Source organism: Frigoribacterium sp. AP1 (assembly GCF_056680555.1).
The window spans coordinates 2,731,821-2,747,457 of the sequence record NZ_CM155288.1 but is presented as its reverse complement, the minus strand read 5'-3'; the positions used below and the strand labels follow the sequence as shown (position 1 = coordinate 2,747,457).

Here is a 15,637-nt window from a genome sequence, read left to right as displayed (position 1 = left end):
CGATGAGCACCAGCTCGACGACGACCTCACTCCGCTCAGGGACGATTGACGCGTTCGAGTGCGACGACACCACCCGCGAACGGATGAGCAGGATCGCCCGCCGAGACACCGCGCCGGAACTCGCCTTGAGGAGGGCGCTCCACGCCAGGGGTTGGCGATTCTTCGTCGACCGGACCGTCGAGGGAACCCGGTGCCGACCCGATCTGGCCTTCCCTCGACTCCGGGTGGCGGTGTTCGTCGACGGCTGTTTCTGGCACTATTGCGAGGCGCACGCGCACCTTCCCCGGCGCAACGGGGACTACTGGCTCGACAAACTCCTCGGGAACCGACGACGAGACCAAGCCGCGACCTCTCGGTTGGAGAGGGACGGCTGGACCGTGGTCCGCATCTGGGAGCACGACACGCTCGACGACGCGGTGCGGAGGGTCGAGTCCGAATTGCTCGCAGCGCGTCGCCGACGAGGCGTCGAGCACGGCCCGGATCGAGACACTCAGGCGGGCGTCGCGGCGTACTCGGCCGCCAGCACCTCGCCCAGCCACGCGGCGAGCGTCGCAGCGGCCGACACCGACGACGACCGCTCCACGTCGGGGTTGTAGTTGGTGTTCGTGTTGACGTCGTACGGGACGAACCGACCGTCGACGGTCTCGATGAACTCGATGCCGGCGACCTCGATGCCGTGCTCGGCGACGAAGGCCTCGAGCCGTCGGACGAGCGGGTGCTCGGCGGTCACCGACGGGCGGACCGCGAACGGGGCGAACATGGCCGGGTCGGCGCCGTCGGGCACGACGCACGCGTCGGCGGGGCACAGTTCGAAGCTGCCGGCCGAGGTGTCGACCCGCACCGCGTAGACGAACCGACCGCCGACGAACTCGACGCGGGTGGTGAAGGGCTCCTCGGCCTGCAGGAACTCCTGCAGCAGGGTGATCCCGTCGACCGGCACCTCGAAGTCGGGCCCGTCGACGTACGCGTCGAACGAGTCGAGGTCGTCGAAGCGGCGCACCCCGAGGCCCTTGCCGCCCTGGTTGTGCTTCGTGATGAACGGCAGCGTCTGCTCGCGGGCCCGGGCCTTGAGGTCGGCGGTGCCGAACACGGCGGTCGTCGCGGGCACGTCGAAGCCGGCGGATGCCAGCGCCAGGTACTGCGCCACCTTGCTCACCTCGAGTTCGACGACACCGCTGCCGTTGACGGTCCGGCGCCCGTGCCGTTCCGCCCAGCGCAGGGTCGCCCGGGCGACCTCCTTGGCGGTCCCCCGGCCGCGTGTGTGAGCCGAGCCGCTCAGCCGCGACCAGAACACCCCCTCAGGAGGCGCGGACGCGAGGTCGAAGGACGTCCCGTCGAGCAGGTGCTCGCGGTGGGGCACCCCCGCGGCGTCGAGCGCGGTGACGAGCGGCGGTAGCCACTCGGCGTTGTCGTGCAGCACGTGCACGACGGGTGTCGGGTCGGCGTGGTCGCTCGGCGAGGTCATCGTCCGATCGTGCACCGTTCGGGCCCGGGGTGCCAGCCCGGCCGACACACGCGGACACGTCGGGTCACGTCGGCCGGGGCGTACGCGCCGCGAACGCGTCGACGAGCACGGGGTCGTCACTGCGCTGCCGTTCCAGGAAGAGCACGATCGAGGCCGTCACCGTGCGGTGGCCGGGGCCCCGCAGCACGTCGTGCCCACCCTGACCGACGAGGCGGACCGAACCCCGCGGCAGCTGGGCCGCCCAGGCGACGGCGTCCGCGACCTCGGTGACCCGGTCCCCGTCGCCGTGGAAGACCAGGGTGGGCTGCACCACCGACCGTGCCGCAGGCAGGGACAACCCCGTCGGCAGCGCCCTCCGGGTCCGGTCGTCCCGTCGGCCGGGCCCGAGCCCTCGTCGCGAGGCCGGGGTGAGCACGCCGGTCAGCACGACCGCGTCCACGGCCGCGACCGAGTCGGCCGCGACGGACGCCGCGAGGGTCGCCCCGACGTCGGAGCCCAGCAGCACGACGGGTCTCGGCAGGGCCCGGTCGCGCACGAGCCGCTCGACGCCCGCCCGCACGGCGCGGACGTCGGTGGAGACGTCGTCGAACAGCTCGACCCGGTACCCGTCGAAGACGAGACGGTCGGTGAGCCTCGCGAAGTCGTCCGCTCGCTCGCCCGCCCCGAGCAGGACGACCACGGTGCCGCGCACGTCGACGGTCGGGGTCGGAGGGGTGTTCCTGCTGGTCACGACGACTCCCCTGCGCTCGACGACGGATCGGTGCGGAGCGTCGGCGAGCGGCGACCCCGCGTCCCGTCATCTTCTGCCCGGGGGCTCGGGCCATGCGAACGACGTGACGTTTCGTGACGGATGGTGACGCCGTGTCTCGCGACGGACGTGGTGAGGGCGATCTCAGGATCAGCGCTCGACGGCCCTCTCGACAGGGCGTGACGAGGTGAGGACCCTCGTCGTCCGGTGATCACCCGCCCCAGGCGGAGGCGACGATCTCGCACAGAAGTCGATCGTCGGTGTCGAGCGCCGAGCAGTCGCTCGTCGCCCCCTGGCCGACCGTCTCGGTGGCGAGGTCGGCCGCCCCTCGGACGTCCCGCCGGAACGTCACGACGGTCCCGGCCGGTGCCGTCCGAACCGCGCCGACGACGTCCGCCAGGGCGGCGTCGGTGACGGTGTCGCCGAGCTCGATGCCGACTCGGCCCTCCGTGACTGTCACGGCCATGCCCTCGATACGGGGCGCGGCCACGATCGCGCCCGTGACGGACGCGAGCACCGCTAGAGCCTCGGGCCGACCCGAGAACGAGAGACCGCGGCGGTCGGTGCCGTCCGACGAGACGTGGATCTCGTCCATCCCGGACACGGCCGCGGAGCCACCGATGGCCTGCATCGCGGGCACGACGCCCTCGAGCCCCGACGTCCGTACCTCGACCGACCGGGCACTGATCGCCGAGTAGGTGACCGTGCCGGGCGCCACGACGTCGACCAACGACTCCGCGGCGGACAGGTCGCCGTCGAGCTCCCGCCGTTCGTCCGGGGAGTCGACGAAGCCGATCGACGTGCCGGGCACCTCCGACATCGCGACGAGGACGCCGGCGATCCGGGCGGCTCGCGGGGACGCCTCCGCCACCTCGTCCGGCGAGTGGTACCCCGTGACGGTCGGTGTGTCGAGATCGACCCTGATGCCTTCCGGCAGGACGTCGACCCGCCCGGGCCCGAGGTCGGTGGCCCCGACGGCATCGAGCAGACGCCCCTGGTCGGCGGCGTCGAGGACGACGTCGGACGTCGCGGGGTCGTCGAGGACCGAGGGGAACCCACTGACGTTCTCGGTGACGAACCGGCGGGAGTCCGGGCTCCAGGCCGTCACGTCGACGTCGGTCAGCTGAGCCGCGGCGTCCCGCAGGGAGCGTGCCCGCTGCCAGGCCGAGACGACGTCCGACGAATCCGAGGGGACCACCGTGATCCCGAATCCCTGCCGAGGCGAGTCGGTTCCGATCGCCCGGCCCTCGCCGAACGCGTGCGTGGTGAGGGACACCTCGGCGAAGACCGGGTCGTCCGCGACGCGACGGGCGAGATCGAGCTGTGCCGCCGTGTCGCCCTCGTCGGCGAGCACCTCGAACGAGACGGCACCTCGCCGGACGTCCACGAACCGCCAGCCGGAGGAGTCGCCGACGTTGCGGGCCACGAACGGCCTGATGTGCTCGGCGACGGCCGCGAGGTCGTCGTCGCCGAGATCGTCCTCGACCACGACCGTCGCCTGGGCGACCGCGCTGCCGAAAGGGTAGTCGGTCCCTGCGGTCTCGATCTCGACGACGCCGTCGACACCCTCCATGCGGGACTCGAACCGGGCGAGCAGGTCCTGGGAGCTCGCGCACCCGGCGCCGAGCGCCAGGACGGCCACGACGACGGTCGCCACGACGCCCCGCCTCGACCTGATCCCCATCCCCCCATCGTGGCCGCTGCGGGCGACGAGCGACACCGTCGCCGGGCGGACCCTCGCCAGTTGGTATCGTCGTCCGACGATTGCCGGAGGTCTTGCTTGGAGAACCACCCGTCGGGGCACGACGACGCCCTGAGCCGCGACGACGTGCGCGCGGCGTACGAAGACGACCCCACCTGGGCCCTGCTCCGCGGCTACAACGCCCGGTGGATGCTGCCGCTGTTCTCCCGCCACCTCGAGCACGCCGAGGGTCCGGTGTCGGCCGACTGGTTCCACCGGCAGGTCGCCGACGCCCTCGAGCAGAACGCCGCCGAGCAGGCGGCATCCGAGCAGGCGGCATCCGAGCCGGGGGCACCCGAGCAGGCCGCCACCGACCCGAAGACCACCCCGGCCGAGTACTGCCGCAGCTGGGTCGAGAGCCGCTGGCTCGTCCGCACCCGCGCCTCCGGACCGGACGCCCGCGCCGAGTACCGCCTGTCGCCGCACGCGCTCAAGGCGCTGCGTCTCGTGCGCGACCTCGTCGAGCGCGACAACGCCGTCAGCGAAGCCCGCCTCGGCAGCATCGCCCACGCCGTCGGACAGCTCGCCGGCCTCGCCGACCCCAGTCGCGAGTCGCAGCTCGCGCGCCTCGACGAGCAGATCGCCGAGCTCGAGCGCCGCAAGGCCGAGATCGAGCGGCACGGCACCGAACCCACCGCTCCCGACGTGCTGCGCCGACAGGTCCGCGAAGTGGTCCGTCTGACCGCGTCGCTGCCCGAGGACTTCCGGCAGCTCGGCGCCATGGTCGAGCAGCGACACCGCGAGGTCGCGCGCCGGGCGTCGTCCGAAGACGTCGGCAAGGGCGCCCTCGTCGACCAGTACCTGCGCGACAACGACCTGCTCGAGCAGACCCCCGAGGGGCGCGCCTACCGCGGCTTCGCCCAGATGCTGTCGTCGCGCGGGATCGACGTGATGCGGGCCGACATCGAGAAGGTCCTCGCGCAACCCGACGCCGCGGCACAGCTCACCGAGCGGCAGCGTGCGCAGCTCGAGTCGCTCATCTCGTCGCTGCTCGCCGAAGAGCAGAGCGTGCAAGAGACCTACGGGCGCTGGACGTCCTCGCTGCGGCGCTTCCTCAGCCGGTCGGGCTCCGACCAGCAGCAGCGCCTGCTCACCCTCGCCGACCGGGCACTGCACGCGGGCGGCGTCTGGGCCGAGCGCCGGCCGGGCCACGCCATGCTGCCGATCGAGCACGGCGACGGACTGGGCCTCGGGGCGCTCGACGTCCGCGACGTCAGCCAGGTGCAGCTGCACACCGACCGCGCACGCCCGACGGTCGACGTGCAGGTGACGATCGGCGACGCGACCCTGCCCGAGGCCGACCGGGCCGCACTCCGCCTCACCTCGGGCACGAGCACGGTGGCCGTCTCGGCGACGATCGACCGGCTGCTCGCCGACCACGACGAGGTCACGAGCGCCGACGTCTACCGCGCCACCGAGCCCGAGTTCCGCCGTCTCGGGCTCGTCCTCAGCATGCTCGACCTGGCGCTCGAGCGCGGCGTCGTCGGCGACGACACCGAGACCGTCGAGCTCGCCGGCGATCCCACCGGCCCCGGCGCGTCGTCGGACGCGGACCCAGGAGGCCCGGGCCGGCAGGTCACGCTGCCCCGCCTCGTCTTCCGACGCGACCCCGCGGGGCCGCCCGACGCCGCACCCGCCGCCGCCGCCACCGACCTCACGACCAGCACGACCTCCACGAAGGACCCCGCATGAGCCCCGCAGCCCCCTCGGACGAGACCGGCGTCGACGAGGCGACCCGCGCCTCCTTCGCCGAGGCGACCGCTCCCTCCGTCGACGAGTCGGCGCGCGCCTCCCGCGATGCCTTCGACGACGGCGACGCCGACGACGACGGGGCGGCCGGCGTTCCGGACGCGCTGCCGCTGGCCGGACGCAAGGCCCTGGTCACGCTGCTGACCCACCGGTTCGTGTCGCGCGCCCGGCAGCAGGAGGCCTGGGCCGGCCTGCTCGCCCACGAGCCCGAGATCCGGGCGCGGCTCGAGGAGTTGTTCCTGGTGCTCGTCGTCGACCACGACCACGAGGTCGCCTTCAAGCGGCAGAACGGCGAGGACGACGTGCCCGTGCTGCTGCGCCGCGAGAAGCCCCTGTCGCGGGACGCCTCGCTGCTGATGGTCTTCGCCCGCCGCGAGCACGCCTTCACCGATGGCCTCGACGAGGCGGTCGTCATCTCGAAGGACGCCGTCGCGGAGTTCCTCGGGCGGTACCACGACGACTCGGGCTCCGACGAGGTGCGGGCCCGTCGCCGGGTCGACGCCGCGATCGCCGCGCTCGTCGCCCGCGACCTGCTCACGGCCGAGCCCGACGACCCCGAGCTGTTCGTCGTCTCGCCCGCGATCGTGCCGCTGATGACCGCCGACCGGCTGGCGCACCTCGAGCGGGTGTACCTCGAGGCGGCGGGGGTCGAGGGCGACGCGACCGGCGAGGGCGAGGCCGACAGTCCGGCCGACACCGACACCGACACCGAGACCGACGACACGGTCGAACCGGAGGTCGAAGCCGACCCCGTCGACGACGACGACTCCGCCGTCCCGGCCGACGACGACGCTCCCGAGACCGTCCCCGATCCGACCGCCGTCCCGCTCGACCTCGACCTCGAGCCCCCGCACGACGACGACACGCACACAGACACCGACACCGACACCGACCCGGAAGCACCCCAGGCATGAGCATCGCCGACACCTCGCCCGACCTCGGCATGTTCCACTCGGGCCAGTACCGCATCGAGCAGGTGCAGCTGCTCAACTGGGGCAGCTACGCCGGCCTGCACCGCATGCCCGTGGGGCGCGGCGGCATCGCCATCCTCGGTCCCACCGGCCGCGGCAAGTCGACCGTGCTCGACGCGATGGCCGCGGTCATCATGCCCAACCCGCAAGAGTTCAACCGGGCCGCCCGCGACGACAGCCGCCAGCGGTCCGAGCGCACGGTCTACAGCTACGCACGCGGCAAGACCGACGAGGTCCGCGACGCCGCCTCCGACCGGACGACGACGCGGTTCCTGCGACCGCTCGGACAGGCGTTCCCGAGCGGTGCCGCGATCACGTGGTCGACCGAGCTCGGTCAGACCGTCACGGCCGTCCGTGTCGCCTGGATCGGCGAGGACACCGCGAGCCAGGACGACGTCACCCAGGCGAGCGTCTACCTGCTCGTGCAGGGCCGCTTCGACCTCAGCCGCCTGTCCGAGGTGACCCGCGAGGGCACGAGCCAGAACCCGCTGACCCGCGGCTCGCTCGCCCGGCTGCTCGACCCCGCCCACGATCTCGCGACCTCGTCGCAGCCCGAGCTGCGGGTGCAGCTCTGCGGTCAGCTCGGCATCGGCGGCAGCGACGAGTCGCAGCTCAAGGCCCTGACCCTGCTGCGGCGGGCGCAGGCGTCCAAGGGCGTGTTCTCGATCGACGACCTCTTCAAGCAGTTCGTGCTCGTCCAGCCGCAGGCGCTCAGCCGGTGGGAGACCACGCTCGCCACCTACCGCGAGGCGTCCGCCCTCTACGACGTGTTCGAGACGACCCGCAAGAAGCTCGACGTGCTCGAGGGCGTGCCGACGCTCGCCGACCGCTACGAGCTCGCCGGCCGCGACGGATCGGCCAAGCGCCGCCTCCTCGCGGACGCCGACGGGCCCAGCCGCCTGCGCGTCTGGCTGGCCGAACGCGTCGGCAGCTGGGTCAGCGGCGAGGTCGACCGCGTCACGACCGAGAAGCGCGAGCAGGGCGAACGCCGGAGGCGCGCGCAGGCGGACGAGCAGCTCGCGTTCCGGTCCCGCGAACAGGCCCTGGCGCGGATCAGCGAGCTCGGGGGCGATCCCACGCAGTCGCTCCGCGAGCACGTGGCCGCCGCCGAGGCCGAGCTCGCCGCCGTCGAGCGCACCCGCGGCCGGCTCGCCGCCGCCCTGGAGGGGACCGGCGAGTCCCTCCCCCGGAACGACGAGCAACTCGTCGCCCTCGGTCAGCGCGCCGACCGCCTCGCGGCCGACGACGTCGCGGCCCGCGCCGCGACCGCCGACGCCCGCAGCGACCTCGCCGCCCGCATCGGCGAGACGAAGCGCGCCCTCGCCGCCCTCGAGAAGCAGAAGCGGTCGTTCGAGCAACGCCGCAGCAACGTGCCCGACGACGCGATCGAGCGACGTCGCCGCATCGCCGAGGGGGCGGGCGTGCCGGTGTCGAGCCTGCCCTACGCCGGCGAGCTGTTCGAGGTCGCGCCCGAGCACACCGGGTGGGCCGTCGCGATCGAGCGGGTGCTCGGCGATCTCGCCACGCACCTCCTCGTCGACCGCTCGCACTTCGACGCCGTGCGCCGCTGGGTGGACGAGAACGACGTGCGCGGACGCGTCACGCTCGTGCCGGCGACCGCCGGGGCCGAGCCGACGCTCTCGCCCGTCGACCACACCGTGCCCGCGATGGTGCGCCTCGACCCCGCCAGCCCCTTCCGCGGCTGGCTGCACGACGAACTCGTCGCCGACCGCAGCGTGCTCTGCGTCGAGGGTCCCGACGACCTCGACGACCCGCGTCCGGCCGGCACCCGCGGTGCCGTCACCCGACGGGGCCTCCGCACCGGGTCGCGCGACCGCGTGATCAAGGACGACCGGTCGACCCGCTCGTGGATCGGCCTCGACAACGCCGCGCGCATCGCCGAGCTCGGCGACGAGATCGTCGACCTCGAGGCCGTGCTGGCCCGGGTCCGCGGCGAGTACGACGCGATCGAGGCCGAGGCGGCCGACCGCCGTCGTGTCGCCGACGCCGTCGCCCGGGCGAAGGAGTTCACCTGGGACGAGCTCGACACCGCCCCCGCGCAGACGCGACTCGACGACCTGCGCGCCCAACTCGACCGCATCGCGGTCGAGCGTCCCGAGCTCGCGACTTTGCAGGCCGAGGCGACGCAGCACGACGACGACCGCTCCGCCGCGACGCGCCGCCTGGCCGAGATCGATCAGGTGCTCGCGCAGCTGGACGAGAAGCACGCGACACTCGTCGACATCGAGGACGAGTTCGCGGACGCCGCCGACGCCGAGCCGCTGACCGACGACGAGCGGGCGCTGCTCGCCCCGCTGCCGTTCGCCGCACCGCGCGAGGCGACCGACGTCGCCCGGCTCCACCGGGATGCCGCGTCGCAGCTGCGGGCCCAGGTCGACGCGCACGACCGCGACCGGGCGAACGCCGAGTCGACGCTCGTCGTCGTCTTCGAGCGCTACCTCGAGCTCGACCGCACCGCGGGCATCGACGCGACGATCGAGAGCCTGCCGTCGGTCAGGGCGATCCACCGGCAGCTCGTCGAGGACGACCTGCCGCACGCGAAGCAGCGGTGGCTCGAGAAGGCCGGCAGCGACGTGGGCGACAGCCTCCGGGCGCTCCTCGTCCAGATCGAGGAGGACGGCCACGTCATCCGCCGCGGCGTCCGTCCGATCTCGCAGGCGTTGCGGTCGATCGAGTTCCGCCAGGGCTCGACGCTCGACATCGAGCCGCGGCCGGTGTCGAACGGCGACCTGCTCGAGTTCAAGCGCACCCTGCGCGAGCACACCGGCGGGGCCGACGGCACGTCCGAGGCACGGTCATCGGACGGACGGTCCTCGCAGGCGCAGTCCCCGGAGGCGCGGGACGCGTCCGAGGTCGAGCGCCGGTTCCTGAGGCTCCGCCGCGACCTCGCCCACCTCGAGGAGAAGTCGAAGGTCGGCGACGCCTGGCGCCGTCGGGTGCTGGACGCCCGCGAGCACTACCAGTTCCGCGCGATCGAGACCCGGGCCGACGGGACGCAGATCGTGCACGAGGGCGTCGCCGGCAAGTCGGGCGGCGAGGGGCAGGAACTCATTGCGTTCGTGCTCGGGGCGGCCCTGCGGTTCCGGCTGGGCGACGGCACCGACCGGGTGCCGACCTACGCGCCGATCGTGCTGGACGAGGGTTTCGTCAAGGCCGACGCCGAGTACACCGGCCGGGCCCTGGCGGCGCTGACCTCGCTGGGCTTCCAGCTCGTGGTGGGCGCGCCGCGCGACAAGGTCAACGCGTTCGAGCAGCACGTCGAGAGCGTGGCGTACATCTCGAGCGACCCGTCGAACCCCGAGCTGTCGCGCATCTACCCGCTGACGATCCGCCAGGCGATCCAGGTCGAGCAGCACGGCCTCGACCCGGCCGCGCTCGCCTGACCCGCGGTCGACTCACCCGGGCTTCCGGGCGGGTTCGACCTTCCGGACCAGTTCGGCGGACACGGGCGTCCGAGACGGCCCGTGTCCGACGAACTCGCCCGGTTCCCGGAGCGGGCCTCACCGGCGCGGCCGATCGAACGGCGGCCGGGACTCAGAGGTCGCGGGTGGCCGGGCCCGTGTAGTCGGCCAGGAAGCCCTTGGGCAGCGGACCCTTGATGCGCTGGCCCGAGCCGCGCTCCTCCCAGGCGTGGGCGAGGATGCCCACCGACCGCGAGAGCACGAACAGCCCTCGTGCCAGTTCGGGTTCGATGCCGAGCTCGCCGTAGACCACGGCCGACACCCCGTCGATGTTCATCGGCACGTTGCGGGACGCCAGCACGCCCTCGACGGCGAGGGCCGCGTCGAGGTGACGCCCCTCGACCACGCCCTCGTCGCGTGCGCGCTCGACGAGCGCCAGCAGCGGGTCGCGGCGCGGGTCGCGCGGGTGGAAGCGGTGTCCGAACCCGGGCACGAACTCGCCCCGGGCCTTGTGGGCCGCGACCTCGGCGGCGGCCAGGGCGTCGAGCGGTGCACCGGTGTCGCGGTGCGAGGCGACCAGACGGTTCAGCAGCTGGACGCACTGCTGACCCGCGCCTCCGTGGGTGTCGCCCAGCACGTTGACGCCGTTCGCGACGGCCGAGTTGAGGCCGACCCCGCAGGTGATCGCCATGCGCGCGCTGGCGATCGACGGCGCCTGCGGGCCGTGGTCGACGCTCGCGACGAGAGCGGCCTCGAGCAGCGCGGCCTGCGCCGGCTCGGGCCGTTCGCCACGCGTCATCAGCCAGACGGTCTCGACGAAGCCGAGGTTGCCGATCAGCTGCTGTACGGGGTAGCCGCGTAGCTCGATGACGCCGGGCTCGATCTTGGTGATGCCGGTCGACCACCAGGCGGTGGTCGAGGCGGTCTTCGCCTCGAGCCGGGCGATCTCGGCCTGGGCCGCGGCGAGGCGGGCCTCGAGGTCGGCTCTGTCGTCGGCGCTCACACCGCGCCTCCTTCCCTGAGGTCGTGGATCTCGTCGGCGTCGAAGCCGAGCTCGGCGAGGATCTCGTCGGTGTGCTGCCCGAGCAACGGCGGCGGCAGGGTCGGCGCCCCGGGCACGCCGTCGACACGGATGCCGTGCCCCATCACCCGCAACGGGTCGTCGCCCTCCGCACCGCCCGGGAAGGGCAGCTCGTGCACGAGTTCGCGGTCGCGCACCTGCGGGCTGTCGAGCATCTCGGCCACGGTCAGCACCGCCGCGGCGGGCACGCCGGCGTCGCTGAGCAGCGCCTCCCACTCGGCGGCACCGCGCGTGGCCAGCGCCGCCTCGATCTCGTGGGTGAGCGCGGCGCGGTGGGTCTTGCGGTCCTCGCGGGCGGCGAACCGGGCGTCGACGGCGAGGTCGGCACGACCGATCAGGGCGCAGAGCGACTCGAACTGCTCCTGCTTGTTGGCCGCGATGTTGAGGGCTCCGTCACCGGTCGCGAACGTGCCCGAGGGGGCCGCCGTGCCGTTGTCGTTGCCGAGCGGCCGCGGCTCGGTGCCGGCGACGAGGTGGTTCGAGACGACCCAGCCCATGGCGGTCGCCGCGGTCTCGAGCATGGACACGTCGACGACCGAGCCCACCCCGGTCCGCTCGCGACCGAGCAGCGCCGACGAGATCGCGAACGCCGCCGCCAGCCCACCGAGCGTGTCGGCGATCGGGTAACCGGCCCGCAGCGGAGCCGTCTCGGGCGTGCCGGTGACGCTCATCATGCCCGAGCTGCCCTGGATGATCTGGTCGTACGCGGGCTTGCCGCGCAGCGGGCCGGTCTGCCCGAACCCCGAGATCGCCGCGTAGACGAGCCGCGGGTTGATCCCCCGGAGCACGTCCCAGCCGAAGCCGAGCCGTTCGAGCACCCCGGGCCGGAAGTTCTCGAGCAGCACGTCGGCCTCGGCCACCGCCCGCCGCAGCACCTCGACCCCGCCCGGCTTCTTCAGGTCGACCGTCAGCGACCGCTTCTGCGCGTTCTGCGCCAGGAACGAGATGCCGAGGAGGCGCTGGTTCAGTTCTGCGGACGCCCCCAGTTGGCGGGCGAGGTCGCCCCCGTGCGGCGTCTCGACCTTGATCACGTCGGCGCCGAGCAGGGCGAGCTGGTACGCCGCGTAGGGGCCGGCGAGGACGTTGGTCATGTCGAGGACGCGGACGCCGTCGAGCGGTCGGGGCCGGTCGTGGGCCTCGGCCGGCTCGTGGGGCGGGCCGGGGTCATGGGCCGGGGTGGGGTGGTGGGGCTGGGTCACACGGTCTCTCTCTGGCGGTCGGCGATCGCCTGGGCGACGGTCCTCCGGCTGCGGATCTTCTGGAAGGCGGCGCCGGCGACGGCGAGCAGGAGCACGACGTAGAGGGTCACAGAGATCGGGCTCGACACGAGGATGGCCGGGTCGCTCTCGCTGACGGCCATCGCCCGCCGGAACTCGGTCTCGGCGAGCGGGCCGAGGATGATCGCGATGAGCATCGGTGCGACCGGCAGTCCGTAGCGGCGCATGAGGAACCCGATCAGCCCGATCACCGTGACGAGCACGAGGTCGAGGATCTTCGCGCTCGTCGCGTAGACGCCGAGCATCGCGAAGACCGAGATGCCCGCGTAGAGGTAGTGGCGCGGCACCTTGAGCAGCTTGGCCCAGAGCGGGGCGAACGGCAGGTTGAGGATCAGCAGCACGACCATGCCGACGAAGAAGCTGGCGAGCAGTGCCCAGACGAGGTCGGGGGCACGCTCGAACAGCAGGGGCCCGGGCTGCAGGCCGTACTGGCGGAACGCGGCGAGCAGGATCGCCGCCGTGGCGGAGGTCGGCAGTCCGAGCGCGAGCAGCGCGCCCATCGCCGTGCCGGCCGTGGCGTTGCCGGCGGCCTCGGGGCCGGCGACGCCCTGGATGGCACCGCGGCCGAACATCGAGTCCTCGCGGCGGGCGTCGAGTCGGCGCTCGGTGCCGTACGCGAGGAAGGTCGGCACCTCGGCGCCGCCCACCGGGATGATGCCGAAGGGGATGCCGATCGCCGTGCCGCGCAGCCAGGCGGGCGCCGCCAGGCGGAACTCACGGCGGGACAGCCAGAGTCGACCGCGGGAGGGCACGAGGGCCGTCTCGTCGGGGGTGCCGCGCTTCGCCGCGACGCTGAAGACCTCGCCGAGCGCCAGCAGGCCGACGGTGATCACGACGATGTCGATGCCGTCGAACAGCTCGGGCACGCCGGCCGTGAAGCGCGAGGCGCCCGAGATGCCGTCGATGCCGACGACCGAGATCGCCAGGCCGATGCCGAGGGCGGCGAGGCCGCGCAGCACCGACTCGGTGACGACGGCCGAGATCGCCACGAAGGCGAACACCGCCAGGGCGAGGTACTCGGCCGGGCCGAACAGCGTCGCGAGCTCGGCGAGCCGTGGGGCGAAGAACACGACCAGCACCGACGCGATGATGCCGCCGATGAAGGCACCGATCGCCGAGGTCGCGAGGGCCTGGGCGGCCCGGCCGCTCGTGGCCATCTTGTGGCCCTCGATCGTGCCGGCGATGGCCGTGCTGTTGCCCGGCGTGTTCATCAGGATGCCCGAGATCGAGTCACCGAACAGCCCGCCGAAGAGCACGCCGGCGAACATGATGAAGGCGCCGATCGGGTCGAGCGAGAAGGTCACGGGCAGCAGGAGGGCGACGGCCATGGCCGAGCCGAGGCCGGGCAGGACGCCGACGGCCGTGCCGAGCACGGCCCCGATCAGCACCCAGAGCATGTTGATCGGGGTCAGGACGGTGAGGAACCCTTCCCCGAGGTTGGCGAGCGATTCCATCAGAAGATCCCCTCGAGGATGCCGGGAGGCAGGTTGAGGCCGAGTCCGGCCGAGAAGGCGAGCTGAACGATCGACGAGATCGCCAGTGCCAGGAAGATGTCGAAGACCGGACGCCGACTGCCGAGCGACCTGGCGATGCCCCAGAACAGCACGGCTCCCGCGAGCAACCAGCCGAGCGGCGTGAGGGCGGCGATGAACACCACCACCGTGCCGAGGGCACCGAGCAGGGCCCGGTGGTTGCTGGTCGGGCGTCGCTCGACGGGTTCGCCGTCGAGGTCGAGGTCGTCCACGTCGCCGGGGGCGGCGGGCTGGGCGATCTCGACCGTGGCGGCCTCGGGCTTGCGCAGCACGTCGATCGCGAGCAACACGGCCACGATCAGCACGAGGGCCGCCACGATCGCCGGGAAGACCTGGGGCCCGGGCGAGGTGGCGGTGTCGGGCACGCGCATCGTCACCGTGCCGACCACGAGGGCCAGCCCGATGACCAGCATGAGCCCGGGCACGATCAGGCCCGTGCGTCGGCGCCAGAACCCGTCCGCGACGACGACGGCCCGGCGCGTGACCGAGACGGTCCGGATGACGCCGCTCACAGGCCCAACTCCTCGATGATCGTGTTCACGCGGGCCTGGTCCTCGGCGATGAAGTCGGCGAAGTCCTCTCCGGTGACCACCGCCGGGGCCCAGGAGTTGCGCCTCAGGGTGTCCTGCCACTCGTCGGAGGTGACCATCTCGTCGATGATCGCGACGAGTTCGTCGCGCTCGGCGTCGGTGATGTCCTTCGGGGCCACGAGACCGCGCCAGTTCGGCAGGTGCACGTCGATGCCCTGCTCGATGAAGGTCGGGGCGTCGATGCCGTCGACGGGTTCCTCGGCCGAGAGCGCGAGGGCCCGCAGGTTGCCGGCCTCGATCTGGTCGCTGAACTCGTTGTAGCCGCTGACGCCGATCTCGACCGTGCCCGAGAGCAGGGCGGTCAGCACCTCGCCACCACCCGCGTACGAGACGTAGTTGATCTCACCGGGGTCGACGCCGACCTCGCGGGCGAACAGTCCGGCGAGCAGGTGGTCGGTCCCGCCGAGCCCGCCGCCGCCGATCGGGTGGCTCTGCGGGGCCTCGCTCCACGCCGCGACGAAGTCGTCGATCGTCTCGTAGGGCGAGTCCGCGGGGACGATGAAGACCTCGTAGTCCTCGGCCAGCTTGGCGATGGGCGTCGTGTCCGAGAGGTCGACGTCCGACCCGTTGACCGTGATCGCCCCCTCCATGACCGTGCCGGTCATCATGAGGTTCGTGGGGTCGGCGCCCAGGCCGACGAACTGGCTCAGGCCGATGGTGCCGCCGGCGCCGGGCACGTTGACCACCTGCACGTTGTTGACGATCGACGCCGCGCGGAGAGCCTGCTGCGCCTCGCGGGCCGCGAGGTCCCACCCGCCGCCGGGCGCCGCGGGCGCCATCATCGTCAACTTGGCCCGGGGGTCGGCACCCGCCGTGCCGTCGCCGGCGTCGACGGCCGCGAAGCCGACGAGCACCGCGGTCGCGACGATGCCGACGGCCCCCGTGACGACCTTGCGCCTGTTCCTGACGATCAGATTGCCCACACGATCACTCCCTTGTGATGGTTGCAGCGGTTGACACCGGCGTTCCACCCCTCAGGGTGTCCACGTGGTGGATGTCTGCGTCCGCCTGATGGTAGCTTCGCCGTGGAAGTCCCCGCAAGGGCGGCCCCACCCGGGCCC

12 protein-coding genes are annotated in these 15,637 nt (G+C 72.9%); 4 read left to right on the top strand and 8 right to left on the bottom strand.

Annotation, left to right across the window (positions count from 1 at the left end; genetic code table 11):
* Positions 1 to 2 precede the first annotated feature (2 nt).
* Positions 3 to 596 (top strand): very short patch repair endonuclease, encoded by a 594-nt coding sequence (locus tag AC1MBW_RS13080; protein ID WP_480024749.1) that lies wholly within the window; start codon positions 3 to 5, stop codon positions 594 to 596.
* Here the strand turns inward: AC1MBW_RS13080 and AC1MBW_RS13075 are convergent.
* From AC1MBW_RS13075 to AC1MBW_RS13065, 3 genes are all read right to left on the bottom strand, one after another.
* Positions 491 to 1,465 carry an ATP-grasp domain-containing protein gene (locus tag AC1MBW_RS13075; RefSeq protein WP_480024748.1) on the bottom strand — a complete coding sequence of 325 codons (975 nt, stop codon included), beginning with the start codon at positions 1,463 to 1,465 and terminating at the stop codon, positions 491 to 493. The two genes, AC1MBW_RS13080 and AC1MBW_RS13075, sit on opposite strands and share 106 nt — an antisense overlap.
* 64 nt (positions 1,466 to 1,529) lie before the next feature.
* Positions 1,530 to 2,195, bottom strand: a complete 666-nt coding sequence (locus AC1MBW_RS13070) for an alpha/beta hydrolase (protein ID WP_480024747.1) — start codon at positions 2,193 to 2,195, stop codon at positions 1,530 to 1,532.
* A gap of 229 nt (positions 2,196 to 2,424) precedes the next feature.
* Positions 2,425 to 3,870 (bottom strand): hypothetical protein, encoded by a 1,446-nt coding sequence (locus tag AC1MBW_RS13065; RefSeq protein ID WP_480024746.1) that lies wholly within the window; start codon positions 3,868 to 3,870, stop codon positions 2,425 to 2,427.
* A 123-nt stretch (positions 3,871 to 3,993) separates the two neighbouring features.
* Here AC1MBW_RS13065 and AC1MBW_RS13060 point away from each other — a divergent pair, with 123 nt between their 5' ends.
* Genes AC1MBW_RS13060 through AC1MBW_RS13050 form a run of 3 tightly spaced genes read left to right on the top strand, consistent with a single transcriptional unit; the run spans position 3,994 to position 10,078 of the window.
* Positions 3,994 to 5,646, top strand: a complete 1,653-nt coding sequence (locus tag AC1MBW_RS13060) for a DUF3375 family protein (RefSeq protein WP_480024745.1) — start codon at positions 3,994 to 3,996, stop codon at positions 5,644 to 5,646.
* A complete protein-coding gene (locus tag AC1MBW_RS13055) occupies positions 5,643 to 6,617 on the top strand; it encodes a DUF4194 domain-containing protein (protein WP_480024744.1) in 975 nt (324 codons plus the stop codon). The genes AC1MBW_RS13060 and AC1MBW_RS13055 overlap by 4 nt, the downstream gene beginning before the upstream one ends.
* A complete protein-coding gene (locus tag AC1MBW_RS13050) occupies positions 6,614 to 10,078 on the top strand; it encodes an ATP-binding protein (RefSeq protein WP_480024743.1) in 3,465 nt (1,154 codons plus the stop codon). Before AC1MBW_RS13055 ends, AC1MBW_RS13050 begins: the two co-directional genes overlap by 4 nt.
* Positions 10,079 to 10,229: 151 nt before the next feature.
* On the opposite strand, the gene AC1MBW_RS13045 is transcribed toward AC1MBW_RS13050, so the two are convergent.
* The 5 genes from AC1MBW_RS13045 to AC1MBW_RS13025 are packed head-to-tail and all read right to left on the bottom strand — an operon-like array spanning position 10,230 to position 15,499.
* Positions 10,230 to 11,099: a citryl-CoA lyase gene (locus tag AC1MBW_RS13045; protein WP_235451091.1), complete on the bottom strand. Its 870-nt coding sequence runs from the start codon at positions 11,097 to 11,099 to the stop codon at positions 10,230 to 10,232.
* Positions 11,096 to 12,376: a CaiB/BaiF CoA transferase family protein gene (locus AC1MBW_RS13040; RefSeq protein WP_480024742.1), complete on the bottom strand. Its 1,281-nt coding sequence runs from the start codon at positions 12,374 to 12,376 to the stop codon at positions 11,096 to 11,098. Before AC1MBW_RS13040 ends, AC1MBW_RS13045 begins: the two co-directional genes overlap by 4 nt.
* Positions 12,373 to 13,908, bottom strand: coding sequence for a tripartite tricarboxylate transporter permease (locus AC1MBW_RS13035; RefSeq protein ID WP_480024741.1), 1,536 nt, complete (start codon positions 13,906 to 13,908; stop codon positions 12,373 to 12,375). The genes AC1MBW_RS13040 and AC1MBW_RS13035 overlap by 4 nt, the downstream gene beginning before the upstream one ends.
* Entirely contained in the window at positions 13,908 to 14,498 is a 591-nt protein-coding gene (locus tag AC1MBW_RS13030) for a tripartite tricarboxylate transporter TctB family protein (RefSeq protein ID WP_200908317.1), read from the bottom strand. Before AC1MBW_RS13030 ends, AC1MBW_RS13035 begins: the two co-directional genes overlap by 1 nt.
* On the bottom strand, positions 14,495 to 15,499 hold the full coding sequence (locus AC1MBW_RS13025) for a Bug family tripartite tricarboxylate transporter substrate binding protein (protein ID WP_480024740.1): 1,005 nt from the start codon (positions 15,497 to 15,499) through the stop codon (positions 14,495 to 14,497). Before AC1MBW_RS13025 ends, AC1MBW_RS13030 begins: the two co-directional genes overlap by 4 nt.
* Positions 15,500 to 15,637: the final 138 nt, after the last annotated feature.